Origin of the sequence: Chryseobacterium lathyri, from assembly GCF_003290185.1 — a bacterium.
In the GTDB taxonomy this organism is placed as follows: domain Bacteria; phylum Bacteroidota; class Bacteroidia; order Flavobacteriales; family Weeksellaceae; genus Chryseobacterium; species Chryseobacterium lathyri.
Window position 1 is genome coordinate 51,849 of sequence record NZ_QNFY01000012.1, and the last position, 26,859, is coordinate 78,707.

The 26,859-nt window shown below is 38.2% G+C and carries 26 protein-coding genes; 22 read left to right on the forward strand and 4 right to left on the reverse strand.

The annotated features are described in order from the left end of the window. Positions 1–494: 494 nt before the first annotated feature. The 9 genes from DRF61_RS16765 to DRF61_RS16805 all read left to right on the forward strand — a co-directional run bounded on the left by DRF61_RS16765 (position 495) and on the right by DRF61_RS16805 (position 7,665). Complete coding sequence (locus DRF61_RS16765) at positions 495–1,163, forward strand: HAD family hydrolase (protein ID WP_111959105.1); 669 nt, start codon at positions 495–497, stop codon at positions 1,161–1,163. A gap of 6 nt (positions 1,164–1,169) precedes the next feature. Then, a complete protein-coding gene (locus DRF61_RS16770) occupies positions 1,170–1,994 on the forward strand; it encodes a phosphoribosyltransferase family protein (RefSeq protein WP_111959106.1) in 825 nt (274 codons plus the stop codon). Then, positions 1,984–2,541, forward strand: a complete 558-nt coding sequence (locus DRF61_RS16775; RefSeq protein ID WP_111959107.1) for a TerD family protein — start codon at positions 1,984–1,986, stop codon at positions 2,539–2,541. Before DRF61_RS16770 ends, DRF61_RS16775 begins: the two co-directional genes overlap by 11 nt. Before the next feature lie 2 nt (positions 2,542–2,543). Next, a complete protein-coding gene (locus tag DRF61_RS16780) occupies positions 2,544–3,713 on the forward strand; it encodes a toxic anion resistance protein (RefSeq protein WP_174772335.1) in 1,170 nt (389 codons plus the stop codon). Positions 3,714–3,752: 39 nt separating this feature from the next. Continuing rightward, positions 3,753–4,676, forward strand: a complete 924-nt coding sequence (locus DRF61_RS16785; protein ID WP_146897188.1) for a hypothetical protein — start codon at positions 3,753–3,755, stop codon at positions 4,674–4,676. Positions 4,677–4,735: 59 nt separating this feature from the next. Next, positions 4,736–5,344, forward strand: coding sequence for a TerD family protein (locus tag DRF61_RS16790; RefSeq protein ID WP_111959109.1), 609 nt, complete (start codon positions 4,736–4,738; stop codon positions 5,342–5,344). Between the two features lie 163 nt (positions 5,345–5,507). Next, positions 5,508–6,551, forward strand: coding sequence for a TerC/Alx family metal homeostasis membrane protein (locus DRF61_RS16795; protein WP_111959110.1), 1,044 nt, complete (start codon positions 5,508–5,510; stop codon positions 6,549–6,551). A 168-nt stretch (positions 6,552–6,719) separates the two neighbouring features. After that, on the forward strand, positions 6,720–7,247 hold the full coding sequence (locus DRF61_RS16800; protein ID WP_111959111.1) for a TetR/AcrR family transcriptional regulator: 528 nt from the start codon (positions 6,720–6,722) through the stop codon (positions 7,245–7,247). Between the two features lie 4 nt (positions 7,248–7,251). Continuing rightward, on the forward strand, positions 7,252–7,665 hold the full coding sequence (locus tag DRF61_RS16805) for a nuclear transport factor 2 family protein (RefSeq protein ID WP_111959112.1): 414 nt from the start codon (positions 7,252–7,254) through the stop codon (positions 7,663–7,665). 72 nt (positions 7,666–7,737) lie between these two features. On the opposite strand, the gene DRF61_RS16810 is transcribed toward DRF61_RS16805, so the two are convergent. Then, a complete protein-coding gene (locus tag DRF61_RS16810; RefSeq protein WP_111959113.1) occupies positions 7,738–8,742 on the reverse strand; it encodes a catalase family protein in 1,005 nt (334 codons plus the stop codon). Between the two features lie 350 nt (positions 8,743–9,092). Here DRF61_RS16810 and DRF61_RS16815 point away from each other — a divergent pair, with 350 nt between their 5' ends. The 5 genes from DRF61_RS16815 (at position 9,093) to DRF61_RS16835 (ending at position 13,129) form a co-directional block, all read left to right on the forward strand. Then, the gene (locus DRF61_RS16815) at positions 9,093–9,527 is read left to right on the forward strand and encodes an FKBP-type peptidyl-prolyl cis-trans isomerase (protein WP_111959114.1); all 435 of its coding nucleotides are present in this window, start codon (positions 9,093–9,095) and stop codon (positions 9,525–9,527) included. Between the two features lie 266 nt (positions 9,528–9,793). Next, positions 9,794–10,744 carry a hypothetical protein gene (locus DRF61_RS16820; RefSeq protein WP_111959115.1) on the forward strand — a complete coding sequence of 317 codons (951 nt, stop codon included), beginning with the start codon at positions 9,794–9,796 and terminating at the stop codon, positions 10,742–10,744. A 66-nt stretch (positions 10,745–10,810) separates the two neighbouring features. Continuing rightward, complete coding sequence (locus DRF61_RS16825; protein ID WP_111959116.1) at positions 10,811–11,221, forward strand: Rrf2 family transcriptional regulator; 411 nt, start codon at positions 10,811–10,813, stop codon at positions 11,219–11,221. 60 nt (positions 11,222–11,281) lie between these two features. Then, positions 11,282–11,935, forward strand: a complete 654-nt coding sequence (locus tag DRF61_RS16830; protein WP_111959117.1) for an NAD(P)-dependent oxidoreductase — start codon at positions 11,282–11,284, stop codon at positions 11,933–11,935. An 18-nt stretch (positions 11,936–11,953) separates the two neighbouring features. Continuing rightward, positions 11,954–13,129, forward strand: coding sequence for an MBL fold metallo-hydrolase (locus DRF61_RS16835; protein WP_111959118.1), 1,176 nt, complete (start codon positions 11,954–11,956; stop codon positions 13,127–13,129). Positions 13,130–13,246: 117 nt separating this feature from the next. On the opposite strand, the gene DRF61_RS16840 is transcribed toward DRF61_RS16835, so the two are convergent. Beyond that, positions 13,247–14,275, reverse strand: coding sequence for a M23 family metallopeptidase (locus tag DRF61_RS16840; RefSeq protein WP_111959120.1), 1,029 nt, complete (start codon positions 14,273–14,275; stop codon positions 13,247–13,249). Between the two features lie 226 nt (positions 14,276–14,501). Between DRF61_RS16840 and DRF61_RS16845 the strand changes: the two genes are divergently transcribed. After that, positions 14,502–15,542, forward strand: a complete 1,041-nt coding sequence (locus DRF61_RS16845; RefSeq protein WP_111959122.1) for an NAD(P)H-dependent glycerol-3-phosphate dehydrogenase — start codon at positions 14,502–14,504, stop codon at positions 15,540–15,542. Positions 15,543–15,772: 230 nt separating this feature from the next. Here the strand turns inward: DRF61_RS16845 and DRF61_RS16850 are convergent, their stop codons facing one another. Further along, positions 15,773–17,170: an aminopeptidase P family protein gene (locus tag DRF61_RS16850; RefSeq protein ID WP_111959124.1), complete on the reverse strand. Its 1,398-nt coding sequence runs from the start codon at positions 17,168–17,170 to the stop codon at positions 15,773–15,775. 259 nt (positions 17,171–17,429) lie between these two features. Here DRF61_RS16850 and mqo point away from each other — a divergent pair, with 259 nt between their 5' ends. The 3 genes from mqo to DRF61_RS16865 all read left to right on the forward strand — a co-directional run bounded on the left by mqo (position 17,430) and on the right by DRF61_RS16865 (position 20,303). Next, entirely contained in the window at positions 17,430–18,935 is a 1,506-nt protein-coding gene (gene mqo / locus DRF61_RS16855; protein ID WP_111959126.1) for a malate dehydrogenase (quinone), read from the forward strand. 67 nt (positions 18,936–19,002) lie between these two features. Then, the gene (locus DRF61_RS16860; RefSeq protein WP_223558398.1) at positions 19,003–19,428 is read left to right on the forward strand and encodes a hypothetical protein; all 426 of its coding nucleotides are present in this window, start codon (positions 19,003–19,005) and stop codon (positions 19,426–19,428) included. 8 nt (positions 19,429–19,436) lie between these two features. Continuing rightward, positions 19,437–20,303, forward strand: coding sequence for an AadS family aminoglycoside 6-adenylyltransferase (locus DRF61_RS16865; RefSeq protein WP_111959130.1), 867 nt, complete (start codon positions 19,437–19,439; stop codon positions 20,301–20,303). 2 nt (positions 20,304–20,305) lie between these two features. On the opposite strand, the gene DRF61_RS16870 is transcribed toward DRF61_RS16865, so the two are convergent. Beyond that, a complete protein-coding gene (locus tag DRF61_RS16870; RefSeq protein ID WP_111959133.1) occupies positions 20,306–21,889 on the reverse strand; it encodes a GMC family oxidoreductase N-terminal domain-containing protein in 1,584 nt (527 codons plus the stop codon). A 138-nt stretch (positions 21,890–22,027) separates the two neighbouring features. Here DRF61_RS16870 and DRF61_RS16875 point away from each other — a divergent pair, with 138 nt between their 5' ends. The 4 genes from DRF61_RS16875 to DRF61_RS16890 all read left to right on the forward strand — a co-directional run bounded on the left by DRF61_RS16875 (position 22,028) and on the right by DRF61_RS16890 (position 26,856). Then, a complete protein-coding gene (locus DRF61_RS16875; protein WP_111959135.1) occupies positions 22,028–22,645 on the forward strand; it encodes a DUF1684 domain-containing protein in 618 nt (205 codons plus the stop codon). 4 nt (positions 22,646–22,649) lie between these two features. Beyond that, the gene (locus DRF61_RS16880) at positions 22,650–23,123 is read left to right on the forward strand and encodes a GNAT family N-acetyltransferase (RefSeq protein WP_111959137.1); all 474 of its coding nucleotides are present in this window, start codon (positions 22,650–22,652) and stop codon (positions 23,121–23,123) included. Positions 23,124–23,196: 73 nt separating this feature from the next. After that, complete coding sequence (locus tag DRF61_RS16885) at positions 23,197–24,006, forward strand: glucose 1-dehydrogenase (protein WP_111959139.1); 810 nt, start codon at positions 23,197–23,199, stop codon at positions 24,004–24,006. A gap of 192 nt (positions 24,007–24,198) precedes the next feature. Next, positions 24,199–26,856 (forward strand): MGH1-like glycoside hydrolase domain-containing protein, encoded by a 2,658-nt coding sequence (locus DRF61_RS16890; protein WP_111959141.1) that lies wholly within the window; start codon positions 24,199–24,201, stop codon positions 26,854–26,856. The last annotated feature ends 3 nt before the right edge of the window (positions 26,857–26,859 follow it).

The window sequence follows — 26,859 nt, forward strand, 5'->3', positions numbered from 1 at the left end:
ACAGTTTTATGAAAATCTTTGATTTTTCACTTATGTGATCTTCTTGTTTTCAGGATGGTAAAACTTTTGAAACTAAAGTGATCTAAAGTGTTTAGAATTAAAATCTTTTGTGACTTTTGTGGTTAAATAGTACGCAAAAATTCACAATTGACCATTCATATTTCACCCTGCAATAACCAAACAAGGACTGTAAAATCATTTTACAGCCCTCATTTTTTAGGTTACTAATGTATTGGCAATGAAATCCAGTGCTAAAGAATAGTGCGACAGTTTCATGCTGGTTTTTTTCGAATTTAAACAAATTGTTAAGCCCAACTGAAATCAATAGAAAAACAGGTGAAATTCATAAAAATTTCTTAAAACAGAGAAGTACATCATGCTTTTCTAAGAAAAATTTTATCTTTGGGAAGAATACCCAAAGAAACACTTGTTGATGATTAAACAATTTTAAATCTTTTTCAAGAAAGCTAAATAAAACTTTTAACTTAAAACTATTGAAAACGGATATCGACATTCACAACCACTGTCATTTTTCTTTTGACCTGTGGCTCACCTTAATCAAATCTCACCCTGAATTTAAAACAAAAAGAGTTGAGCTGTTCACCTCGTTTTTTGATATTAACAAACCTGTAGAGGAAGTTGCGAAGACTGTAAAATATTATGATGATCTCTGCAATACAATTAATGAAGTTACAGGTGGAAATATTGATACTTTTGAAATGTATTTACTGATTCTGGGTTCGCTGGATGTAGATGTAAAACAATTGGATAAAGAAATACTGAACGGCTTTTATCTGAAAAGTGAAGACCTGTTTTTAGAATATAAGCCTGTTATCATTTTCGAAAACATAAAAGAATTTTTTGATCAGATCAAGAATGAAGGAAAGACGGTTAATATTCTGAGCAATACAGGATTTATCAAAGGGAGAACAATGAGAAAGTTTCTGATTCAGGAAGAGCTGGATCAGTATATAGACTTCCATATTTATTCCGATGAGATCAATATTTCCAAACCGAATCCTCTTATTTTCCAGGAAGTGAAAAATAATCTTAAAGACCGAGATCTTCCGATGCACCGTATCCTGCACATTGGAGACAATCCCGTGGCAGATTATAAGGGCGCAAAAGATTTTGGCTTCAGTGCCCATTTACTTAAACACTAAATTACTATGAATAAAAGATACAGCTTACACCACATTCATTCGGCGGATGAGTTCAGTTTCTCACCCGAGGAATACAGCTATTTCAAGTATGGCGATAAGTCGTATGCTGAAAAGTTTGCTAAAGAATTATTCAACGGATTTATTGCAGAACATGCAGACCTTTTAAACACAGAAAAAGAGATTGTGGTTCTGCCAAGTCCGTATATGGCCATTCCTACGGCTTCTAATTTTTTATGTTTTTTCTTTAAGAAGCATCTGGATCTGTACCTGTTTCAGAAAGGAATGAGATCCAGTATTATCTCCAAAATCAACCGTAACCATACCTATATTACGGATTATGGGAACCTTAATTTTGAAGACCGTAAAAATCTGATTGCGAATGATACTTATTATATTGATAAGGACTTTTTACGTGGAAAACTTTGTATTTTTATAGACGATATAAAAATCACAGGAAGCCACGAATATACAGTGAACAGGATTTTGAATGAGTATAATGTGGAAGCAGATTTTATGTTTCTCTATTATGCGGAACTGATGAACTTTGATATTGATCCGAAAATCGAAAACCATTTCAATTATTACGCCGTGAAAAATGTAAAACACGTCGCAGAAGTAATGGGAAAGGCAAGTTTTGAATTTAACACAAGGATCGTAAAATATATTTTAGGCCTGGATTCAAGTAATTTTGACTATCTTACGTCTAAAGTAAAAAAAGAGCAGACGGACCTGCTGCTTGAGCTGGCCATCAGCAATAATTATCATTTAATAAAAGAATACGAAAATAACATTAATACTTTAACACAAACGGAACTATATTATGGCTATTAACTTACAAAAAGGACAGAGAGAAAACATTAACGCACCTAAATTCACTGTAGGTTTAGGATGGGATATCAATAATACTTCTACAGGAACAGCATTTGACCTTGATGCTTCTTTATTTTTGCTTGGCGAGGACAAAAAGCTGGTTTCAGACAATCACTTTATTTTCTATAATAATTTAGAATCTCCGGACAAATCTGTGATCCATACAGGAGATAACCTTACAGGAGAGGGTTCAGGAGATGATGAACAGATCAAGATAGATCTTACAAAAATAGATTCAGCAATTCAGGAAATTACGGTAGTGGTGACGATCCACGATGCTGATGCAAGAAAACAAAACTTCGGACAGGTAAGAAATTCTTTCATCAGAATTTTCAATACTGATACCAACGAAGAAATCCTGAAATATGAATTAGACGAGGATTTCTCTATTGAAACTGCAGTGGAATTCGGAAGAATTTACAACAGAAACGGAGAATGGAAATTTGAAGCTGTTGGAGCTGGTCAGAGAGACGGCCTTGACAAATTCGTATCAATTTATCAAAAGTAATTATGGACAACCAGGACAATCAACCCATAGATCCAATGGGATCAATTGAACCTCTTAAAACATTCGAACCCACCCCAATGGCTCCGCCGAGCCAGCCTGTACAAAATACGGCACCTGCGGTTCTTGTGGATAAAGAAGGAAATGTAAATCTGAATCAGCTGCAGGTAGAAGAACGCCAAAAGTATGAGGTTCTTGCCAATTCCATCGATGAGACCAATCCAAGCTCCATCGTGAATTACGGAGCAGAGCTTCAGAAAACCTTATCCAACCAGAGTGACAGCTTTTTAGGAAATGTAAGAAGATCCAACTCAGGAGAAGTGGGAGTGCTTATCAATGATCTGTTGGTAGAATTGAACTACGTAGATGTTGATGAACTTCAACAGAATAAAGTGAAAAGTTTCCTCAGCAAGATCCCGTTCATGAAAAAAATTGTTTCGCAGGTAGAAAATCTGTTCGCGAAATATGATAAGATCATCAACAATATCGAACAGATTGCTCATAAAGTAAACGCAGGAATTATAACGTCTACCAAAGACAACGCTGTTTTACAGACGATTTTTGAGAGCAATGTGAATTCCATCAAGCAAATTGAAGACCTTGTGATCGCGGGAAATGTAAGAATGGAAAGAGCCGCAGGGGAATTGGCCCAAATGGAAGCTGACCCGCAAAGCTACCAGGATTATCAGATTGCTGATAAGAGAGATTTCATCGCAAGATTAGACAGAAGAATGGCTGACCTTAAAGTAGTGCGTATCATTATGATGCAGTCACTTCCGCAGATCAGACTGGTACAGAATAACAACGTTTCTATTGCTGAAAAAGCACAGACGATTCTTACTACAACACTTCCGGTTTGGAAAAACCAGCTTTCACTGGCCGTGGCCATGTACAGACAGCAGCAGAATATCGAGATCCAGCAAAAGGTATCTTCCACTACGGAAGCGATTCTGAAGAAAAATGCAGAACGTCTGGGTCAGAATTCAGTGAATGTAGCGAGAGCGAACGAGCAGACCATCGTATCGGTAGAAACATTGAGAGAAACGACTTCCATGTTGATCAATACATTGAATGAGGTGAAACAAATCCAAAAGCAAGGTGCTGAAGGAAGAAGAAAACTGGATCAGGATCTTCAGACACTGGAACATGAATTAAAAGCAAACGTCAGAGGTTAATAACAGAATACCAAGGTGGGGGATGATGCAGCAACCATAATGTCTCAGAGTAAAAGAAGATTAACAAAGCTTAAACTTCTTGCTAATTTTTTTGAACATATTGATATCATATCTATTTACATCAAAACAGATATTATACACAATTTATTTCAGGAAAATAAGGCTTTGGACTACAAGAAGCTGGAACTGTTTCACCTGCAGTATACCGACAGCCTCATAGAACTTCTCACTAAGATCAAAAGGCAGAAGGAAAATGATATGCTGGCTGTGATTAACGAAATTGATGTCAATAATAAATATATTGAAGGTTTTGAAGAAAGGCGTGGAGACAGCTTTCAGACCGAACGGAAAATGTACAGCGGCGTATTTTCCCAACATCTGAAAATGCTCTATAAAGATCTTACCGAAAATATCTTTACGGCAGATTGGAACAAGGTTCTGTATTTCCATAAAAAATACGGACAAGAGTTCTACAGGACTAATGCAGATGAAGAACAGCTGAAGTCCCAGCCTTTTCCGGCCTATCAGTATAAAGATTATGCAATAGAAAGGAAACTTTTGGGAAGACTGAATATCCAGAATTTCAAGGTGCGCTTTGTTTGCGGTTATCTGATCGGGACTTATGAATATGAGCTCTTCAGAATATTTCAGTCGGATGATTATTTTATTTTTGGTATTGATGAAAAAAAACTTTACCTGTTTGACGGTGATCTGGAAAAACTAGATATTTCCGAGAACCAGTCGAACCAGACAACGATCATCAACCAGCTGAAAAATAAAAACGAGCTGTTGGAAAATTCCATCAATGAAAGAAAGCGAATGCTTCCTGCAGAAGTGGAAAATGTACTGAAAGACTATCTCAAAAACCTGGAAAATATAGATATTATGAGCAAAATATTTGATTTCGACGAAGAAACGAATATCCTGCGTGCCATGCTTAATCTAAATTTGAATAATAATTAAAGCGAAAGAAAGCTATCATTTCGCCCAACAATAAAATAACAATACTAAACCATAAAAAAATGGCTATTAACTTACAAAAAGGTCAAAGAATAAACCTGAAAAAGGAAAACGGTGCCGAGCTTACCCAAGCCTGTGTGGGAATCAACTGGGGAGCAATTGAGAAAAAAGGACTTTTCGGAACTAAAAAAGAAGCAGTAGACTTAGACGGAAGCTGTATCTTATTTGATTCAAACAAAACGCTTACAGAAGTAATCTATTTCGGAAACCTGAAATCTAGAAACGGTTCTGTACGACATAGCGGGGACGACCTTACCGGAGACGTAAACGGGGACGATGGACTGGATAATGAAGTGATCACAGTGGACTTCAGCCAGCTGGAGCCGAACGTGGAACATGTTGCACTGGTACTGAACAGCTATCAGGGGCAGGATTTTGGAACAATTCCTTTCGCTTCTATCCGTATCTATGAAGGAACTCCTACCAACGTAAGAGAGGTTTTCGCTAAATATGATATTGCCAACGATGCTTCGTTCAAAGGACATGTTGCCATGGTCATGGGTGTTTTCTATAAAAGAAACGGTGAATGGAAGTTCAACGCGATCGGAGACCCTACCTCAGACAGAAAGCTGGAGCAGACGATTCAGACTGTTCAGGCCAATTATTTATAATCGATAGATAATCAGTAAGAATAGGCTTTGTCTCATTCAAAAAAAATGAATAGTTTTACGGCTTGAGCCAAAACTTACATATTGAATTAAAATAATTAAAAATTAGCAATATTTGTGCATGCCGTACATCTATTGCTTTTATCATATAATAACATAAACTGAAGTGGAACATCAAAGTATTTTAGAATTGCACCCGGGCTTGGTGTGGGGATTTGCGATAACAGTCGTTATCATGCTGCTCCTGGATTTAGGAGTATTCAACAAAAAAAGCCATGAAGTATCGTCCAAAGAAGCCACCATCTGGTCTATCGTATGGATTTCATTATCCATGATATTTTCCGGAGTAGTGTATTGGGTTTTCAATACAGACGGATCTCCTGAAAGCCATGCCGTGGCCGTAGAAAAATTTACGCAGTATCAGGCCGCCTACTGGATTGAAAAGGCTCTCTCTGTGGATAACTTATTCGTATTCATCCTTGTTTTCGGGTTCTTTAAAGTTCCGAAATACCTTCACCACAAAGTTCTCTTCTGGGGAATTATTGGAGCACTGATATTCAGAGCAATATTTATCTTCGCAGGAGTAGGACTTATTAACCTGACGTATCTTCCTGAAATGAATATTTTCGGAGAAGCGGTGAAAATTAATGTGGTGATGACCCTTTTCGGTCTCTTCCTTGTATATGCCGGAATCAAATCCTGGGGTGAAGGAGATGGTGAAGATGATGAAGATTACAGCAATACGGCCGGTGCAAGACTGATCAAAAGTTTCTGGAAAGTTTCCGATAACTATGATGGTGATAAATTCTTCACTATCCAAAACGGAATCAAGATGGCAACACCGCTTTTAGTAGTGGTGGGAGTTATTGAATTTACCGATGTTCTTTTCGCGGTAGATTCTATTCCAGCAATCTTTGCCATTTCCAATGACCCGTTCATCCTGTATACATCCAATATTTTTGCGATCTTAGGATTAAGATCATTATATTTCCTGTTGGCAAATTTTATCCACATGTTCAGCAAGCTTTCTTACGGACTGGCTATTATCCTTTCATTTATCGGGGTAAAAATGCTGATTGCACCATGGATTCATATTTCATCTCCGGTTTCATTGGGAATCGTAGGAGGAGTATTATTGCTTTCTGTTCTTTTATCCATTATGTTCCCTGAAAAGGAAGATGAGGAAAAAGAGAAGCTGGAAGATCAATAAATTTTAAGAATTTTCATTAAAAATAGAAGCCCTTGATATTAAATTTTCAAGGGCTTTTTTTATGAAAAGTCACAAGTTTTTTAGAATTAAAATAATAGTGTTAAAAATAGACAGACTTGTCTGTATGTATTGAATTTTATTGTACATTTGTCCTATAAATTAAAACAGATGGCATCACCAAGAGATAGAATTGTTCAGACAGCTTCTGGTTTATTTGGTAAGCAGGGGTATAATTCCACAGGCATCAACCAGATTATTTCCGAAGCAAAAGTAGCAAAAGCAAGTTTCTACCAGTACTTTAAATCTAAGGATGACCTGTGTGTAGAATATCTCAATGTACGACATCAATATTGGTTCAATGAATTGAATCATTTTTGCGCACAGGAAGAGACCACGAAATCAAAAGTCCTGAGATCTTTCGATTTTCTGATCCATATGAATCAGAAAGAAAACTTTCAGGGATGTAGTTTCCTGAATATTCTGTCAGAAATACCTATGAATAATGCTGAAATTTTAAGCGTCATCCAGCATCATAAAACAGACCTTAGACATTATTTCACAAAACTTTTGAAGGATGATATTCTCTCAGATCATATTTATTTATTGTTTGAAAGCAGTCTCATAGAAAGCCAGCTTTTTAAATCCAATGAATTCATAGAAAGTTCAAAAAAAATAATCAACACTTTAATTCCTTAAAAATATGGAACAGAAACACCCGCTTCCGCCCTTCACCCTTGAAACGGCAATAGAAAAAATACAGATGGCAGAAGATGCCTGGAACAGTCAGGACCCTGAGAAAGTATCCAAAGCTTATACAGTTGACAGTGAATGGAGAAACAGGGATACTTTCATTAACGGAAGAGAGGAAATCGTTGTTTTTCTACAGAAAAAATGGCAAAAAGAACTTAACTATAAGCTTAAAAAAGAATATTGGGCCCATACAGACAACCGTATTGCTGTCCGTTTCGAATATGAATACCAAACCCAAGATGGAAAATGGTTCAGAGCATACGGAAATGAAAACTGGGAATTTGATGGGAATGGCCTTATGCAGAAAAGATATGCAAGTATTAATGATGTAAGCATCCGGGAAGAAGACCGGAAATTTAAATAATGGTATAAAGACTGCTCACCTGAGCAGTCTTTTATTGAAAATATCAAATCCAGCTAAAAATAAAGGCCTGATTTATTGATGCTTATTCAGCAGCTTATTAATTTTCCTTCTCGTCTGCAAAGAAACCTTATACGCCTCATCACGCAGTTTCTGTATCTTTCCCACAGGCTGAAAAAAAGGTTTACTTTCAAATGGGTTGAATGAAAGCAGCTCATTGGTACAGTCTCGGGGATCAAGCAGTGCTCCCTGGTTGATGATCACTTCCCCAATCTTAATGTAAGGAGAATTTTTCCATTCGACATTCAGCCGGTTGATTGGTTGGCTTTTCAGGTCATAGCAAAACTGTATAAAGACCTCTGCTGTATAATTGTTATCCTGAAAATAGCTTTTCAAGGCATCTTTCATCTTGAGTTTCCTGCCAAATTTTTTATTGACGGACTTTGGAACCAGCTTTATCTTAATCATATTTTCACCGAGACGGTAGGCGCCCACAGAATGATAATCAAAAGAGAGAATAAAATCATTCCTTTTGCCCAGAAGTTTTATAATGTTTTTGAAAAAAGACAGCGTAAAAAAATAAGGAATCATCTTAACAGCCTGAGCGGCCAGCGAGAACATACCTCTCCATTTTTTCATATACAACCGGTTGACCGCAGTAAACAGTTTCAGAAAATGAGAAACCGAATTGGTAGGAAATAAAGGAAAATTAACAAGTGGAAAATTGGCGATCAGATCACCGTTTTCATCCTTTACTTTTACTGCGAATCCATAGGCGGGAATATCTTTTTCAGTCGTATTTATCTTCAGATTAGCATTCGAAATCCTTATGGTCAGGTCAAATCTTTCACCGTCAAAAAACTGAAAAAGTTCTTCAGGAATATTTTTATCAATAATGAATGTGCCATCAGCTGCTGCATACGTTTTTGCATGAGCGTTTCTGGTAGCATAGTTGACATCGCTTATAAAAGAGGACTGTTCAACAAAGTCGGCAATCGACTTTTTATTGATTTCGAGAAGTTGTTTTTCCTCTTCATTTAGCTCATCAAACTTCTTATTATATTTTAGTGGTTGTGGCATTTAGTTTTTAAATCCAATTATAACGCCAAGTTTCCGAATCTGTGTTAACCCAGTGTTAAAAGTGTTTGAATTTTCCGGAAGATAGAGCGATTGGGAGAGAAGATGGATGAATTAGAGACGGAAGTTGTTGTTATTCTGTGATTTGAGAAAGGAGGGGAGATGGAAGCTTGAAGATGGAAGAACTCTTTATTTACCCATTAACTAGCAGTGATGTAAATTTTTTCTTCATTATATTCTAAGCCAGCAACATCTTAACTATTATCCCTGCCCATCTACCTCCAAAACTTCCATCCTCCAGCTTCCCTCTTCCATTCTCCCCAAAACCCCTATCTTTGTAAAAAATATCAATAATGGGAGTAGCAGATATGTTATTTAAAAAGAAAAAAGAACTTGCCGAAAAGAATCTTAATGACGGTAAAGAATATATGGAAGAATATGGTAAGAGAGAAAGTGTTGTACAGTTGCCGAGCGGCTTGCAATATGAGATCATTACCGAAGGAAATGGTCCGAAACCAGGGCCTAAATCCACAGTAAAGTGCCATTACCACGGAACGACTATTTCCGGTAAGGTTTTCGACAGCTCCGTAAAAAGAGGAACTCCTGCATCTTTCCCTTTAAATAAGGTAATTAAAGGATGGACAGAAGCTCTTCAGTTAATGCCTGTTGGAAGTAAATGGAGACTGATCCTTCCTCCGCATTTAGCATATGGGGATCAGCAGATCAGCAAAGAAATAGGACCGAATTCTACACTGGTTTTCGAAGTGGAACTGTTGGATATAAAATAATCCTGCTTAAAAATAGCTTAAAAAATTACCTGATTTCAGGTAATTTTTTTTATTTGTATTATATTCGTGTTAATCAATTATTAAAAAATAAAGATGGTTGTAATTTTTTAAGGTTTCAGGGAACCCCGGAAAATGGTATACAGAATATACAGTTTTAAATTCTATCGGAAATAAAATCTTTGCGCCTTAAAAAAAAGTAAACCATTAATCTCTTGTGCCTTTACGGTTACCCAACAATATTACCCAAAGCAAAAAATATAAACTGAATGAAAAAACTCTTTTACTTTTTGGCAGTATTCAGTCTGTTAGCTTCCTGTGTCTCCAAAAAGAATCAGGTGATTAAGCAAAATATCCTTACGCTGAAGGACAGTTACTGTAAAGCACCTTTCAAATACAATTACAGCAACAGAATCCCATCCTATAATTCGGATTCTATTCTGGCTGCCAATAAAGAGCTACAGGGCCTGTTTTCCGATCAGAGTATCCTTATTCTGAATGCCTTGGATAATCTGGATGAGGTTCATCAAATTATTGATCTTAAAAAAGACTCATCCATTGCTTCCCAGGTTAAAGTACTGCAGCTTAAAACCAAGATCAACAGCAAAATCACTATTGCCCTTACAGAACTGGATGCCGTTGCTGCGGAATTTGACTGTGAAGGAGAAAGAGTGGCGCAAATAGGAAATTATGTGGATAATCTTAACGATTCCAAAAATAATAAGCTGATTCTGCTTTCTATTGTAACAGGAGCGGCTGCCTCTGTGGCCGGAGGAATCATCAGTGATGGAGGCTGGAGCAATGCCGTTGACATCAGTGGAGGGGTTCTGGGAGCAGGTTTCGGGCTTGCAACCCTTAATCCGAAAGGCAAAAAAGTAGAATTTATCCATCAGAGAAACCTGTTGAGAGACATTTGGAGAGAAAAACTGGAATCCCCGAATTTTCCGCCATTCATCTGGTATATGTATACAGAGAAGAAATTTTCCAATAAAGAAGCACATTCTATAATTGGTAATATGAAGGAAAGATGGCTTCATTATCAGTTTGATGACAATAAAGCGGAAGCGGATCAGTCTGTGATTTTCAGTGATGGAGGCTTTTACAGGGCAGATGATCTTCATAACCGTGCTGCCATGCTCAATCAGATGCAGTCTGCAACAAGAACCATTAATCAGAACATCAATTATTTGCTGCTGGATTTGGATAAATTAATCCTTTAAGAAAAATTTAACTGTAATAAAATTTGTTACATTTAAAAATTTGTTTACCTTTGTCCTGTAATTATAATGAACAATACAAGATTTGCTACGGCAATACATATTATGACCTTATTGGCAAAAAGCCCTCAGGAGTGGCTCACTTCTGAATGGATTGCAGGCAGCATCAATATCAATCCGGCGATTGTAAGAAAAGAGATCAGCGTATTGAGAGAGGCAGGCCTGATTGTCAGCAGACAGGGAAAAGACGGGGGAAGCCAACTTGCCAAAAATGCAGAACAGACCAGTATTTCAGAGATTTACAGAGCTGTAAAAAATACAGAGGTTTTAGGCAAGAAAAATCAGAATCCCAATCCTGCATGCAGTGTTGGTAAAGAGATCAATATCCATTTAAATAGCTTATTTGAAGAAACGGATCAGTTGGTTACCCAGTTTTTAGGCGATAAGTCCCTGAAAGAATTTTCGGAGCAGTTCGAATAAAATTTTTTAACCTAAAATGTAACAAGTTTTATTACAATTTAATTTTTAAAATAAAATATTATGAAAAAAGTATCAGTAATCGGTGCGACCGGTTTTGTAGGAAAAAAAGTAGTTAATGAATTAGCAGAAAGAGGATATGCTGTAGAAGCTTTGGTAAGAGATGCCTCTAAAGTAGAATCAAAGGAAAATGTAACCGCAAAAAGTGTTGACGTAAACAATACAGAAGAACTTGCAGAAGCTTTAAAAGGAAGTGATGCCGTGATCAGTGCATTCAATGCAGGTTGGACCAATCCAAATCTTTATAACGATTTCCTGAACGGTTCCATTAATATTGAAAAAGCAGTAGAGCAGTCAGGCGTAAAAAGACTTATTGTAGTTGGGGGAGCGGGGAGCCTTTACACTCCGGACAACGTACAGATCGTAGATACTCCGGATTTCCCTGAAGCTTACAAACCGGGAGCAACAGCAGCAAGAGATTATTTAAACAAAATCAAAGAAAACAGTACACTGGATTGGACTTTTTTCAGCCCTGCCATTGAAATGAATCAGGTGAATGTAGGAGAGAGAACAGGAAAGTACAGAACCTCTTTAGAAACTCCTGTTTTTGATGAAAACGGAAGAAGCCGTCTTTCTGTAGAAGATGTAGCTGCAGTTTTGGTAGACGAACTGGAACAAAATAACCATATCCGCGAGCGTTTCACAGCAGCTTATTAATTCATTAAAAAATATACAATGTTAAAAAAGAAATTATTATCACTGCTGGCACTGCTGGGATTTGTAACCATCGTGTTTGCAGGGAATTTAAAGATTAAAGTTTATAATCCCGGCCCCAAGGCTATTTTTCCTATTACATCCACCATTATTTATGGAGACAAAGACGCTGTGCTTATTGATGCCCAGTTTCAGAAGCAGTATGCAGAACAATTGGTGAAAGAAATCAAGGCAACAGGAAAAAATCTGAAAACAGTTTTTATTTCCCACAGTGATCCCGATTTTTATTTTGGTTTAGATGTCATTAAAAAAGCATTTCCCAATGCAAAGATCATTTCAACAGCACAGACTGCCTACCTTATATCCGCATCCAAAGATGAAAAAATGGCCGTATGGAAACCACAGCTAAAAGAAGATGCTCCCTCAGAAATTATTATTCCGGAAGCTGCCAATGCAATTCCGGACCTGGAAGGAAATAAGATCGAAATAAAACAGATTGCCGAAGATCCGGCTCACAGTTTTGTGTGGATCCCATCTTTAAAAACAGTGGCTGGCGGTATTTCTGTTTCCGTAGATTCCCATATCTGGATGGCAGACACCCAGAATATCAAAGCCATTGATCAGTGGATCGGACAAATTGATGCGATGAAAGCATTAAAACCTGAACAGGTAGTTCCTTCTCATTTTGCAAAACAGTCTTTGTCTCCACAATCTCTGGATTTCGTTAAAAACTATCTGGAAACCTATAAAAAAGCAGTCACTGAAAACAAAACGTCTTCTGCTGTTGTAGATTTTATGGTTAAAAAATATCCTGATCTTCATGGAAAAGATGAGCTGGGAATGGGAGCAAAAGTTTTCTTTGGCGAAATGAATTGGGATCTGAAGTCTCCTTATCCGGCGATAGGAAACAAAGTGGAAGTTGATTTCGGAACACTTAAATTCATTCTGGATTTTAAAGATAACAAAGAAATGTCCTTTACTGGAGTTTCAGGAATTGGGAACGGCAATACAGATACCGTACAGTACACTGCTGTAGAAGTAGCAAAGAATGTATTTATGGTATACTGGCACGAACCTAAATTAGGCTCTAATGTTACCCATGTTCAGGATTATAATAAGAATATAATTTATACCAATATTGCAGAACCTAACGGATCGTTCACTCACCTGAAAGGAACCCTTAAAATTCTGAAATAATAGACTTAATAAAAAGCTGCCGTCACATGATGGCAGTTTTTGTGTGAATCAATCTCCCACAGATTTTAGTCCTTGAATAATATCAAAAAAATGGCCGTCAGACAGACAGCCATTTTTTTATAAGTTCATAAACAGTTTCGGATTCACCGGAGTATTGTTTTTATGTACTTCATAATGAAGATGGGGTCCCGTAGAACGCCCGGAATTCCCGGATTTGGCAATAATCTGTCCTACTTTTACCTTATCGTTTACTTTTGAAACCAGCTGGGATAAGTGACCGTAAAGTGTAGCCAGCCCATTTCCGTGAGAAACAATAACACAGTTGCCATAACCGCCTTTCTGGCCGGAGAAAATGACTGTTCCTGCAGCAGCAGCTCTCACATCCGAGCCGTAAGCAACCGCAATGTCCAGTCCTTTGTGAAACTGCATCTGATCGGCTTCAGCAGGTGGATTGTTCTTTTCCATTGGGGCTTTCGTTGAGGTATTGCCGGCAACAGCTTTTGTTGATGCAGCAGCTGGAGGTGGTGTGGTCGCAACCGGAGCAGCTTTTGGGGTAACCATCACTTTTACTTCCCTTTTATTTCCGTAGCTGTCTGTTAATTCAATGATTTTCTCAACGGGTTCAGCTTTTACTTCCGGTTTTGGTGCGGCAGCAGCCATAGGTTTGGATTCTGCGGCACTAGGTTTTACAGAAGCAAATACGGTTTTAAAAGGAATTGGATTTTTTCTGATGCCGAAATTAGAGGAGATATATCCATCGGTAGGCATTCCTAGGGGAACTTCCATCAGCTTTTTTTGAAGATTCATCAGATATTGGCTGTAGCGGTTGGCCTGCTTTGCGAGATATACAGAATTCGAGATACTGTCTTTACTCAGGATCATCACTTTTTCGTTGGCGATGTCTTTGGACCTCAGGAATGAATTAAGTTCAGCTACAGTCTGATCTACCAAAGTGAGATCTGTTTTCATTTTTAAATAATCTACACTGTCTTTTTCAGTGTTTATTTTGACAAGGTTCACTTCATACATCTTGTCATCCTTTTCAGAAAATAACCTGGCGATAAAGATGGCCTGGGCAAAAACTACTAGCAAAAGTCCTCCGAGGAGAATGTTTACGTTCTTCTTGCTGTTTAGAAATTTCTTCATTTTTCTTCTCTTAGTATATTACAAAACGGTTTTAAGCGTGCAAATTTAATTAAAAATACTATTTGAGGCATATTTTTAAATAAAACTTAGTTTTTTCTGTATTTAACGTCTGATTAGATATTTAATTGTGTTCAAGTGTTAATTTTTTCAGAAAGTGGTTTTTATCATAGCCTCAAAGTCTGCGTTCCGTCTATGTTTTAATATATTTGCAGTTCACATTCCAATTATGGCTAAAAAGAAAATAATTTCAGAATCTTCTCATCCAAAAAAGAATAAGAAAGACATTTCTGTAGGAGTAGTAGGAAGCGGAAGTTTTGCAACCGCTATCGTAAAAATGCTTGTTGAAAACTGTAAAACAGTACACTGGTGCGTAAGAAGTGAATTTGTAAAAGGAGCTATTGAACTCCGCGGGCACAACCCTTCCTATCTTACAGCAGTTAATTTTAATCTTAAAAGTCTGAAACTTACAACAGATATCAACGAGTTGGTGAGTGCCTGCGACGTGATCGTATTGGCAACACCTTCCATTTACCTGTCGGACACAATGGATAAAATGACCTGCGAATATGGTGATAAGATCTTTGTTTCCGCTATTAAAGGAATTATTCCTAAAGTAAATGATGTGGTAGCCCACTATTTAAGAGATGAATTTAAAATAGGTTTCAGAAACCAGGCTGTTATTGCAGGACCATGCCACGCAGAAGAAGTTGCTATGGAAAGACTTTCTTACCTTACCGTTGCTGCCGTGGAGGATGAAACGGCTGACAAGCTGGAAGGAATTTTCAGTTCAGATTTTATCAAAGTACATTCAAGTAAAGATATCTTAGGAAATGAATATAGTGCCATCCTTAAAAATATTTTTGCGATTGGTGCGGGTATAGCAAGCGGATTGGGTTATGGAGATAACTTCACTGCTGTTTTCGTTTCCAATGCGATCCGTGAAATGGAAATCTTCCTGGAAGCCGTATATGAAGCCCCAAGAGATGTTAACGAAAGCGCTTATCTGGGTGACCTGCTGGTAACAGCATACTCTTTGTTCTCAAGAAACCGGAGTTTAGGAAACCTTATCGGAAAAGGATATACTGTGAAATCAGCAATTCAGTCTATGAACATGGTGGCAGAAGGGTATTATGCAGCAGATTCCATCTATAAAACAGCTAAGCAGAAACATCTGAAACTGCCAATCATTGATACGGTTTACGCCATCCTTTATGAAGGTAAAAATGCAGAAAAACAGTTTAAAAAATTAACGGCAAAACTGAATTAAATCCGGTTTAACCACCAATTTAAAATAAAAAAAACCTTCATTTACGCTTTAATTGAATGAAGGTTTTTATTTTTGTGGTCAGACTTCGAAATAAAGATTAGAAATCAAGCTGCCGGAAATGAGACTGAACTTAATAACTATAAATGGGTAACCAAACACGATACATTTGAAACATTAAGAATACTACTTAAAGCGAAGCTTATCTTAATGGTTCAAAAATATTCTGTTTTTTAATAAGCCTCGCGTCTGATCGATTCGATTTCTTCAGTAGTTAAGGCCAAATGTTTACCCAACATTCTGCTTCCGCTTTCCGTAATCAGAAAATCATCTTCCACCCTGATGCCGCTAAAGTTTCTGAATGTTTCCAGTTTATCATAATTGATGTATTCAGCAAATTGCTTAGATGCTTTCCAACGGTCGATAAGTTCCGGGATAATGTAAATACCCGGTTCAACGGTTAACACATAACCTGCTTCCAGTGCTTTACCCAACCTTAAAGATTTAAGGCCAAACTGGGTAGTGTTTTTAACGAGGTCATCAGTATATCCTACGTATTGCTCACCTAAATCTTCCATATCATGAACATCCAGACCCATCATATGACCTGTACCGCACTGAAAAAACATAGCGTGGGCACCAGTCTGTACAGCATCTTCTATATTACCCTTCATCAGGCCGATGTCTTTTAAGCCCTGTGCCAGTATTTTGCACGAAGCCAAATGAACATCCAGATACCTGACACCAGGTGCCAAAAGACCTTTTGCATGATGATAGGCACTGAGTACGATATCATAAACATCCTTTTGCTCTGCACTGAATGTTTTGCCTACAGGGAAAGTACGGGTAAGATCTCCGGCATATCCTAAAGCGGTTTCCACTCCGGAATCGTTTAAGACTAATTGACCCTCCTTAAGTTGATTGCCGTAATAGTGATTATGCAGGATTTCACCCTGAACCGTTAGAATGACAGGATAAGCCAGATTACCTCCTGAAGCCAATGCTTCGCTTTGTATTTTTGCGGCAAGTTCACGCTCATACATTCCTGGTTTTGCCTGTTGCATTACCATTAGATGAATGTCAGCTGATATCGATGCTGCACGATCCAGCTCTGTAATTTCTTCAGCCGATTTTATTGAACGCTGTGCAACAATAGCTTTTATGAAACTTAGTGACGAACGTTCTTTTAACTGATCAATAGGAATATCAAACCAATTTGCGAGTTTAATTTTATTTTCCGGACGGTAAGGAGGTAAAAAATGAACGGTACGGTTTTCCCCTTGGTATTTTTTGAGGTAAATGCCGAGCTGATCCAGCGGAAGAATATTTGATAAGCCGGAATCTGCACTTTTTTCTGCTAACGTTTTTTGCCTGCCCATCCACACAATATCATCAATACTCATTTCATTTCCGAAAAGAATGGTTTCATCTTCATCCAGGTCGATAATGGCTGCCAGTGAAGGTTCATTAATTCCAAAATAATACAGAAAGGTACTGTCCTGTCTGAAGTGATATATATTATCTTTAAAGTTCATCGGGCTGTCCTCATTACCTAAAAAGAGCAATATCCCGGAATTTAATTTCGATTTTAACACAGAACGTCGTTGAACGTACACTTTCTTTTCAAACATGGTATTAAATATTAAAACAAATATCTCAAAAAGCGTTCATGAATTGATATTTGCAAATTATAAGCTAAAATATAAAAGTTATAATAAATAATAAAGAGATAATCCGATTACTTATTTCGATAGTGCAATATTGACAGTTTCCATAGAATTTTTTTGCCTGTTAGAAAACTGTTTAAGTGCAAAAAATTAACGTGTTAAAATCGTTAAAGCCATCCTTATTTATAAAACTTTTCCCGAAATTTGAGTAAAATTTAGAATTATGCCACACTCGCTTACAAGCAGAACACCGAAACCAAAATATGACGTTGTACTGATAGGCGGCGGAATTATGAGCGCCACTTTAGCAACGCTGCTTCATGAATTTGATCCAAATCTTGAGATTGCCATATTTGAAAGGCTCGGAAGGTTTGCAAAAGAAAGTACAGCAGCGTGGAACAACGCAGGAACAGGGCATTCCGCATTTTGTGAACTAAATTATACTCCTGAAAAGCCGGATGGAAGTATTGATATCTCTAAGGCAGAAAGTATCGCCGAGCAGTTTGAAATGTCAAAACAGTTTTGGTCTTACCTTGTTACCCAGGGATACGTTAAAGATCCTAAAGAATTTATCAATTCCTGCCCTCACATGAGCCTGGTATTTGGTGAAAAAGATGCTGAATATCTTAGAAAACGTCATGAAAAAATGGCGGGATCTGTATTGTTTTCCGGGATGGAATATTCTACAGATCATGAACAGCTTAAAAAGTGGATTCCTTTGGTAATGAGCAAAAGAAATCAGTCTGAAGTAATGGCAGCGACCAAAATGGATATGGGTACAGACGTTAACTTCGGAACATTAACCAGAAAAATGGGAAGGCATTTGCTGGAAGATTCTAATGTTGAGGTATTCCTGTACCACGAAGTAAAAGACGTTGATCCAAGAGAAGACGGGAAGTGGGAAATGAAGGTGAAAGACAGAATCCACAATCATAAACAGGAAGTAGTTGCTGATTTTGTATTCATTGGTGCCGGAGGGTATGCGCTTCCGCTGCTGGGCAGCTCGGATATCAAAGAAAGCGAAGGATATGGAGGTTTCCCTGTTTCCGGCCAATGGCTCGTGAGTCATAATCAGGAATTGGTAGAAAAGCATCATGCAAAAGTATACACCCAGGCGACAGTAGATGCTCCGCCAATGTCTGTTCCTCACTTAGACCTTAGAATTATTGATGGTAAAAAAGCACTTCTTTTCGGGCCTTTTGCCGGATTTTCTACAAAATTCCTGAAAGAAGGAAGTTATCTGGATTTGCCTGAAAGTGTTAATACAAAAAATTTAAGATCACTATTTGGTGCCTGGTGGCATAATCTTCCTCTGACTAAATATCTTATTCAGCAGGTGGCGATGACGAAATCCCAGAGAATGCAGCACCTGAGAGAATTCATCAAAGATGCCAAAGAAGAAGATTGGGAACTGAAAGTAGCCGGGCAGAGAGTACAGATCATTAAAAAAGACGAAAAAGAAGGCGGAAAGCTGGAATTCGGAACCGAAGTCGTTGTAAATAAAAGCGGAACCATCGCTTCATTGCTTGGTGCTTCTCCGGGAGCCTCCACAGCAGTATATGCCATGCTGAATGTTCTCGAGAAATGTTTCCCTGAAAAATTAAACGGAGAATGGAAAGAGAAGTTATTGGAAATGGTTCCTTCGTATGGACAAAAATTAGCCCAAAATCCTGAGCTTACAGAGAAAGTAAGAAATTATACCAAAGAAAAACTGGAATTAGAATATTAAAAAAGTCAATGATGAATAGTCAATTGTGAATTCTAAATTCTAAATTCTAAAAATTGACTATTCACCATTGACAATTGACATTGTTATAAAGGTGGAAGAAGTAATTGTAAAGCCCGTTATTGCCAAAGAACTCCTGGAATCTCTTCAAACCAAAATAGAAGAGGAGAAGCAGGTTATTGTACATTGCTGTTTTCCTGCATCACCGTTTTTGGGCAATCTGATCAGGATCTGGAACTCCACTTATCTTCTTGATAACCAGTCTGACCATAAAAGTAAGCTGATCCATGCTGAGAATATTACGATCTATCCCAACTGGACAGCTGTTCCGTTTATGCGGGATTTCTGGTTTACTTTAGTGTTTTCCGGTTTGCCGAGAGACTGTAAAAGTTTCGACCTCAAAGAAGTTATTCCGGAAGAAGGAGGCTTTTTTGTGGAGTCTATTAAAAGAAATTCTCTGGACGTTTACCGTGTGAAAATATCAGAATCGTATTAACAGAAAACATGACAGCACGCCAAGAAAAACTGGAACAGATCATTATTTGGGCAGAAAACAATCCTGATATCCATGTTGTACTGCTAACCAGTTCACTGGTCAACCCTTATGCACCTGTAGATGATTTAAGTGATCTTGATGTAGAGCTGGTTTTTGAAAACATGAAGGAATACGAGGCTGATAAAAAATGGATTTATCTTTTTGGTGAGCCTATTTCCATGGTTGAGGAAAATGAGACTTATTTTGACGGAAAACATGCCATGAAAATGGTATTGTACGCCGATCATGTGAAGGTTGATTTTAAACTTTATCAGAGATCAGAGTTTTTAAAAGAGGTACAGAAAGAGCAACTTCCGGAAGATTGGGATGTAGGCTATAAAGTTCTGGTTGATAAAGACAGCCTTACTAAAAACCTGAAGTCTCCAACCTATCAATCTGTTATGATCCAGAAGCCTACAGAACAAAGATTTCAGCAATTAATGAATGATTTCTGGTGGGATACAACCTATGTGGCAAAATGTCTTAAACGCGGAGATCTGTTTTATGCTAAATTCATGTCCGAAGATGTGATCAGGACAGATTATCTGGTTCCTCTCATCGAGTGGTATATTGCCAGCTTTCACGACTGGAAAAATATAACGACCAATAAACACGGCCGCCTTTTCAGAAAATATCTTTCTGCGGAACTCTGGACTCGGGTAGAAGCTACATTTTCAGGCAGCAATATTAATGATAACTGGCATGCCCTATACGCTGCTGCGGATCTTGTACATGAGCTGGGAACGGCTTTGGCGCAGAAGCTTGATTTTGAATACCCACAAAAACATGAACATGATATCAGGAAGTACCTTGCTGAGGTGAAATCCATGCCCTGATGTCAGGCAAATTCATTCTGCGTGATCAGGTTTTCCATACAGTATTCTGCAATGGCGGTGATTGTCACAAACGGATTGACACCAATAGTTCCCGGAATCAAAGATCCATCCAGAACATAAAGATTGTCATGATCTTTTAATTTTCCGTATTCATTCGTAGCTTTACCCAAAACACAGCCGCCCAATGGATGGTAGCACACATCTGCACCGAAACCGTTATTAAATAAGAAATGGCTTCTCGTTCCGCCATTGGCTCTGTTCATCTTTTTTATGAAATAATCAGCATTCTCCCTCATTTTAGCTGTATGATTCTGGTTCCAGTCCAAACTGAGGTTTTTCTTTGTGTTGTCATAAGAAACCTCTCCCTTTTTATCCACCCGGTTGATCAGCAGATACAATGCCGTTGCCACATCCATTCCCATCGGAAGCGGAGCGATTTCTGTAAAAAAAGGATGTTCCTTATCATCCCAGTTATCTATACCACCCACAGGAATGGTCGATTGTTTGGAACCTGTTCCACCCGAAAGTGGTTTTACCCAGTTTCTTCCGGTCATGAAATTACCGTTATTCCCCCAGTTTTTTCCAACCTGTTCGTGAATAGGAAAACCATGAACTGCATGAGAATGTAGCAGCAGTTTTAAAGTTCCCATTGTTCCGGCAGCCAGAATCAACTTTCTGCAATTGAATACTTTATCAGAAATTACAGTTCCTGAAGTATCGGTTTGCTGAACTTCTAAAGTATAGGTTTTATCATCATTAAGTTTAATATTTTCAACACAGTGAAGGTCCAGGATCTCAAGATTTCCGGTTTCCAGGGCTTTTTTAAGATACGTTTTATCCAGACTGTTCTTTCCGTGATTATTTCCATAGATTACTTCCGTGTTAAAAGCAGAGCGGGGGACTTCATTTCTGTATTCCTTTTCCATATACTGAAAGTCATAGACATTCGGAACCCGCACGGTTTTAAAGCCTGCTTTATGGGCTTCTGCTTCACCCACTCTCGTAAATTTATAATAAGGACAATCCTTTAAAAACTGCTCACCGATAACATTTACCTTCAGTTCTTTGTGTACCAAAGGAAAATAGTGATTATAGAACTTTTCAGCATCCAGATCAGGAAATACTTCTTTAAAATAACTTTCCTTCGGAGTTACTGCCATTCCGCCATTGACAAGAGAGCCGCCACCAACGCCTCTGCCAACCCAGATATTGATATTTTCAAAATCCATTCTGTCCAGGGTTCCTGTAAAAGGAGTCAGAGAAAAAATATTCATGAATGGCGCGATGGTCTTTTTTTTCAGCCATGCAGCACTTTTCCCCGGTTTCAGCATATTTGAAAATGGAATCCCTGATTTTTCCCAGTTGAGGCCCATTTCCAGCATAATGACCTTTTTTCCGGCTTCACAGAGCCGAAGGGCAGAAACAGCACCTCCGTACCCGCTGCCAATAATAAGTATGGGGGCGTTTATAGTTTCCTTTTCCAGTTTTCCTTTTCTGGGCTCTACGGCCTGAAACATATTAGAATTAAGGAAATAAAAACCTGATACCGCGAGAATGCCTGTCTTAATGAATTTCTTTCTGTCCATGTGCTCTGTAGGGGGCAAAAAATATGCTAAAGAAATTGGAGGACGGATTATTTAAAACAGATTGTATGTTTTTATTATAATTTTAACTTTTCATGCCATGGAAAATTCATAGTTTTACTCATAGTTTTTGAAAAAATCATGAAAAAATATATTTTACTGTTCCTGCTGTTTCCGCTTTTTATCTTTTCTCAAAAAATGGTCTCAAAAGAGATCATGGAAATCAGGAAGTTTCAGGAAGATCTCAATGCAGAATATCTTAACCCAAAGGAAACGCCTTTGCGTGGAGATAACTTTACCAATTTTAAAGGGCATCCGTTCTTTCCGGTAGATTTAAAATATATGGTCACCGCTAAATTTAGTAAAACAAAAAATGCCAGACCTTTTGAGCTTCCAACTTCTTCCGGTAAAACGAAATCTTATAAGGAATATGGAAAAGCAACATTTCAGCTGGACGGAAAGTCCTATACACTGACCTTGTATCAAAGCCTTGATCTGATTAAGCAGAAAAAATATAAAGACTATTTATTTCTACCCTTCCGGGATGCTACCAACGAAAAAGAAACCTACGGTGGCGGAAAATATATGGATCTGAAGATTCCAAAGGGAAATACCATTATCCTGGATTTCAATCAATCCTATCAGCCTTACTGTGCGTACAATGCCTACGATTACAACTGTCCGATCGTTCCTGAGGAAAATAAGCTTCCGGTTGAGATCAGAGCCGGTGTAATGTATCAGGATATTTATCATCATTAAGAATATGGTCAGATTAGAGTTTTTTAAAGAATCCGATTTCACGGAACTTGATTATGCTCTGGATGAAAATCAGGAGCAGTATACTTCAACGGTAAAAAAAGCTTTGGATAGGATAAAAGAGAGGAATGATGGTAAAGCATTCGCCGTTACCATTTTTGAAAATGAAAAACCTGCAGGTTTTTTTGTCCTGGATTTCGGGGAAGATAAGCTGGATCTTACAGACAACGAAAAATCTGTTTTACTAAGATCTTTGTCTATAAATCCTGGCTTACAGGGAAAAGGAATCGGGAAAGAAGCCATGCAGAAAGTGGATGGATTTGTCAAAGAAAATTTTCCGGATTGTGATGAAATTGTTCTTGCGGTTAATCAGAAAAATGTTTCAGCATATCATATCTACCTGAAAGCAGGTTATCTGTACGACGGTAAAACCAGCATGGGAAGAAGCGGTCCCCAGTATCTGATGTATAAAAAATTTTAAGAAAATTTTAAATTCAAAAATTCCATCCTGCTGAATTGTTTCCATAACTTTGAGTAACATCAAATCATAAAATATGGAAATATCACTTCATAATCAGGTAGCTGTCGTTACAGGAGCTTCCAGCGGAATAGGTTCAGGAATTGCAAAATCTCTGGCTTCCGCGGGGGCGACGGTTATTGTCAATCATTCTTCAGAAAGATCAACAGATGAGGCACAGGCTGTCTTAAAAGAAATTACAGATGCAGGCGGAAACGGAATAACTTACCAATGTGATGTCTCCAAAGAAGATCAGGTTATCAAAATGTTTCAGGATACGGTTTCACAATTCGGAACGGTAGACATTCTGATCAATAATGCCGGAATTCAAAAAGACTCGAAATTTACTGAAATGACCCTCGACCAGTGGAATGCGGTGATAGGAGTGAATCTTACCGGACAGTTTCTCTGCGCACGCGAAGCCATAAAAGAATTTCTGCGTCGTGGTATAGATCCGTCCCGTTCCATTGCCTGCGGAAAAATCATTCATATAAGTTCGGTACATGAAATTATTCCTTGGGCAGGCCATGCCAATTACGCGGCGAGTAAAGGAGCCATAAGAATGCTGATGCAAACCCTTGCACAGGAATATGGAGCAGATAAGATCCGTGTCAATTCTATCTGTCCCGGTGCTATCCAAACACCGATCAATAAAGATGCTTGGAGTACTCCTCAGGCTTTGAACTCACTCTTGAATCTTATTCCTTACAACAGAATCGGGCAGCCACAGGATATTGGAAACTTAGCTGCCTTTTTAGCAAGTGACCTGGCTGATTATATCACAGGAACCAGCATTTTTGTAGACGGAGCGATGACCACTTTCGAGAGCTTTTCTACAGGAGGGTAGACGTGGTGCGGGCTTCGGGGTTCGAGAGCATGAGAGTTTTAGGGTTTGAGAGTGAAATGGTTGCTAGTTTGCTTGTTGTTAGTAATTAAAGTTTCTATTTTAATAGTTTGAAAATCTGACGTCTCACGTCTTAAGTCTTTCCTCTTTATTCTTTATCTCTATTCATCAATAAATTTTACAAAAAAACTACACATGTCCGAAAAACAACGACTTTCAGAAATATTATGGAAGAAATGGGGTCCTTATGTCAGCAACCGTGAGTGGGGACTAGTCCGTGAAGATTACAGCGAAACTGGGGATGCATGGAATTATACCACTCATGATACTGCAGAAGCCAAAAACTATCGTTGGGGTGAAGAGGGTATTTGCGGGATCTGTGACGACCTTCAGCAGTTGGTTTTTTCTATAGGATTCTGGAATAAAAAAGATAAAATGGTGAAAGAGCGTTTCTTTGGTCTTACCAACGGACAGGGAAACCACGGGGAAGATGTAAAAGAATATTTTTACTATCTGGATTCCACACCTACTCATTCTTATATGAAGATGCTGTACAAATATCCTCAGAATGCTTTCCCTTATGAAGATCTTTTAAAAGTCAATGCAGAAAGAAATAAGAATGAACCGGAATATGAACTGATTGATACAGGAATCTTTGATCAGAATGAATATTTTGATCTCTTTATTGAATATGCTAAAGAAAGTGAGCATGATATTTTGATCAGGCTTACAATAATCAACAAATCTCAGAATGAAGCTCCTATTGTCATACTGCCGACATTTTGGTTCAGGAATACCTGGAAATGGGGTTATGATAGCTATAAGCCACAACTGGGCAGCGAAGATGCGCGGCATATTTCGGTTAACCACAAAAATATTGAAATCAAAAATGTATATGCCAGGCAGTCTCTGAAGACCCTGTTTTGTGATAATGAAACCAATACCGAAAAACTTTATCAGTCGGCCAACGAATCAAAATACTGTAAAGATGGAATCAATGATTTTGTTATTAATGGAAATTCCCAGTCCGTAAATCCCCAGAGTACCGGAACTAAGGCTTCTTTTCTTCTTGATGAAATCCTGCAAGCCGGAGAAACAAGAACTTTTGAATTCAGAATGACGGATAAGGACTTAAAAGATCCATTTGCTGATTTTGAAGATATTTTTGATGTGAGGAAAAAAGAAGCGGATGAGTTTTATGCTGAAATTCAGAAAGGTATAGAATCAGAAGATGAAAAATTGGTCCAACGGCAGGCTTTTGCCGGAATGCTCTGGAACAAAATGTTTTATCACTATAATGTAGAAAAGTGGCTGAAAGGAGATCCTGCAGAAATGCCGCCTCCAAAATCCCGAGAGAAGATCAGAAATTTTGAATGGAAGCACCTTAATAATGAGCATATCATTTCTATGCCCGATAAGTGGGAATATCCGTGGTATGCGACATGGGATCTGGCATTTCATACGATCAGTTTTTCGTTAATTGACCCGGATTTTGCAAAGTACCAGTTGAAACTTTTCCTGTTTGAATGGTATATGCATCCTAACGGACAGCTTCCTGCCTATGAATGGAATTTCAGCGATGTGAATCCTCCGGTTCATGCCTGGGCGGTTTTTAGGGTTTTTAAAATTGATGAATATATCAAAGGGAAACCTGATATTGAATTCCTGGAAAGTGCATTTCAGAAGCTGCTCATGAATTTTACATGGTGGGTCAACAAAAAAGATAATAATGGTAATAATATTTTTGAAGGAGGCTTTTTAGGTCTTGATAATATCGGAGTTTTTGACCGAAACACGACGCTTCCGAATGGTGAACAGCTGGAACAATCGGACGGAACAAGCTGGATGGCCATGTTTGCCCTGAATATGATGAGAATTGCCCTTGAGCTGGCACTGTATAACAATGTGTATGAAGAAATGGCGATGAAGTTTTTTGAGCACTTCCTTTCCATTGCCAATTCACTGGATAATATGGGGGATGAGGATTTCAGTCTTTGGGATCAGGAAGATGAATTTTTCTATGATGCTATTTCTTCCAGCGATGGTAATCATATGTATTTAAGATTGAGAACTATCGTGGGACTGATACCTATGTTTGCCGTAGAGGTAATTGATGATGAAATGATCGAAAATCTGCCCAATTTTAAAAAGAGAATGAAATGGGTTCTTGAAAACAAACCGGAACTGGCTTCCCTGGTATCAAGATGGGAAGTGAAGGGACAGGATTCCAAACATCTTCTGTCGCTGTTGCGTGGCCATCGGTTAAAAAGGCTGCTCAAAAGAATGCTGAATCCCGAAGAGTTTTTAAGCGAGTATGGAGTGCGGGCATTGTCGAAAGAATATGAACAGAATCCCTATACCTTGAATTTGAACGGAGCAGATTATTGTGTAAAATATACTCCTGCGGAAAGTGACAGCAGTCTTTTTGGGGGAAACAGCAATTGGCGCGGACCAATCTGGTTTCCAATCAATTTTCTGATTATTGAGAGTCTTCAGCGGTTTTTCTTCTATTACAGCCCCGATTTTCTGGTGGAATATCCTACCGGAAGCGGAAACTATTCCAACCTGGACCAGATTGCAGATGAGTTAAGTAAAAGGCTATCTAAAATTTTTTTAATGGATGAAAACGGAAAACGTCCGGTCAACGGCCAGTATGAAAGATTTCAGACTGATCCGGATTTTAAAGACTATATTTTATTCTACGAATATTTTCATGGGGATAATGGAAGAGGAGTAGGAGCTTCCCATCAAACAGGATGGACGGGCCTTATTGCAAAGATTTTGCAGCCAAGATTCTCCAAAAAAGAAATAGCAGAATCTGAAACGGAAATGCCTGAAGAGGCAAAGGGATAATGG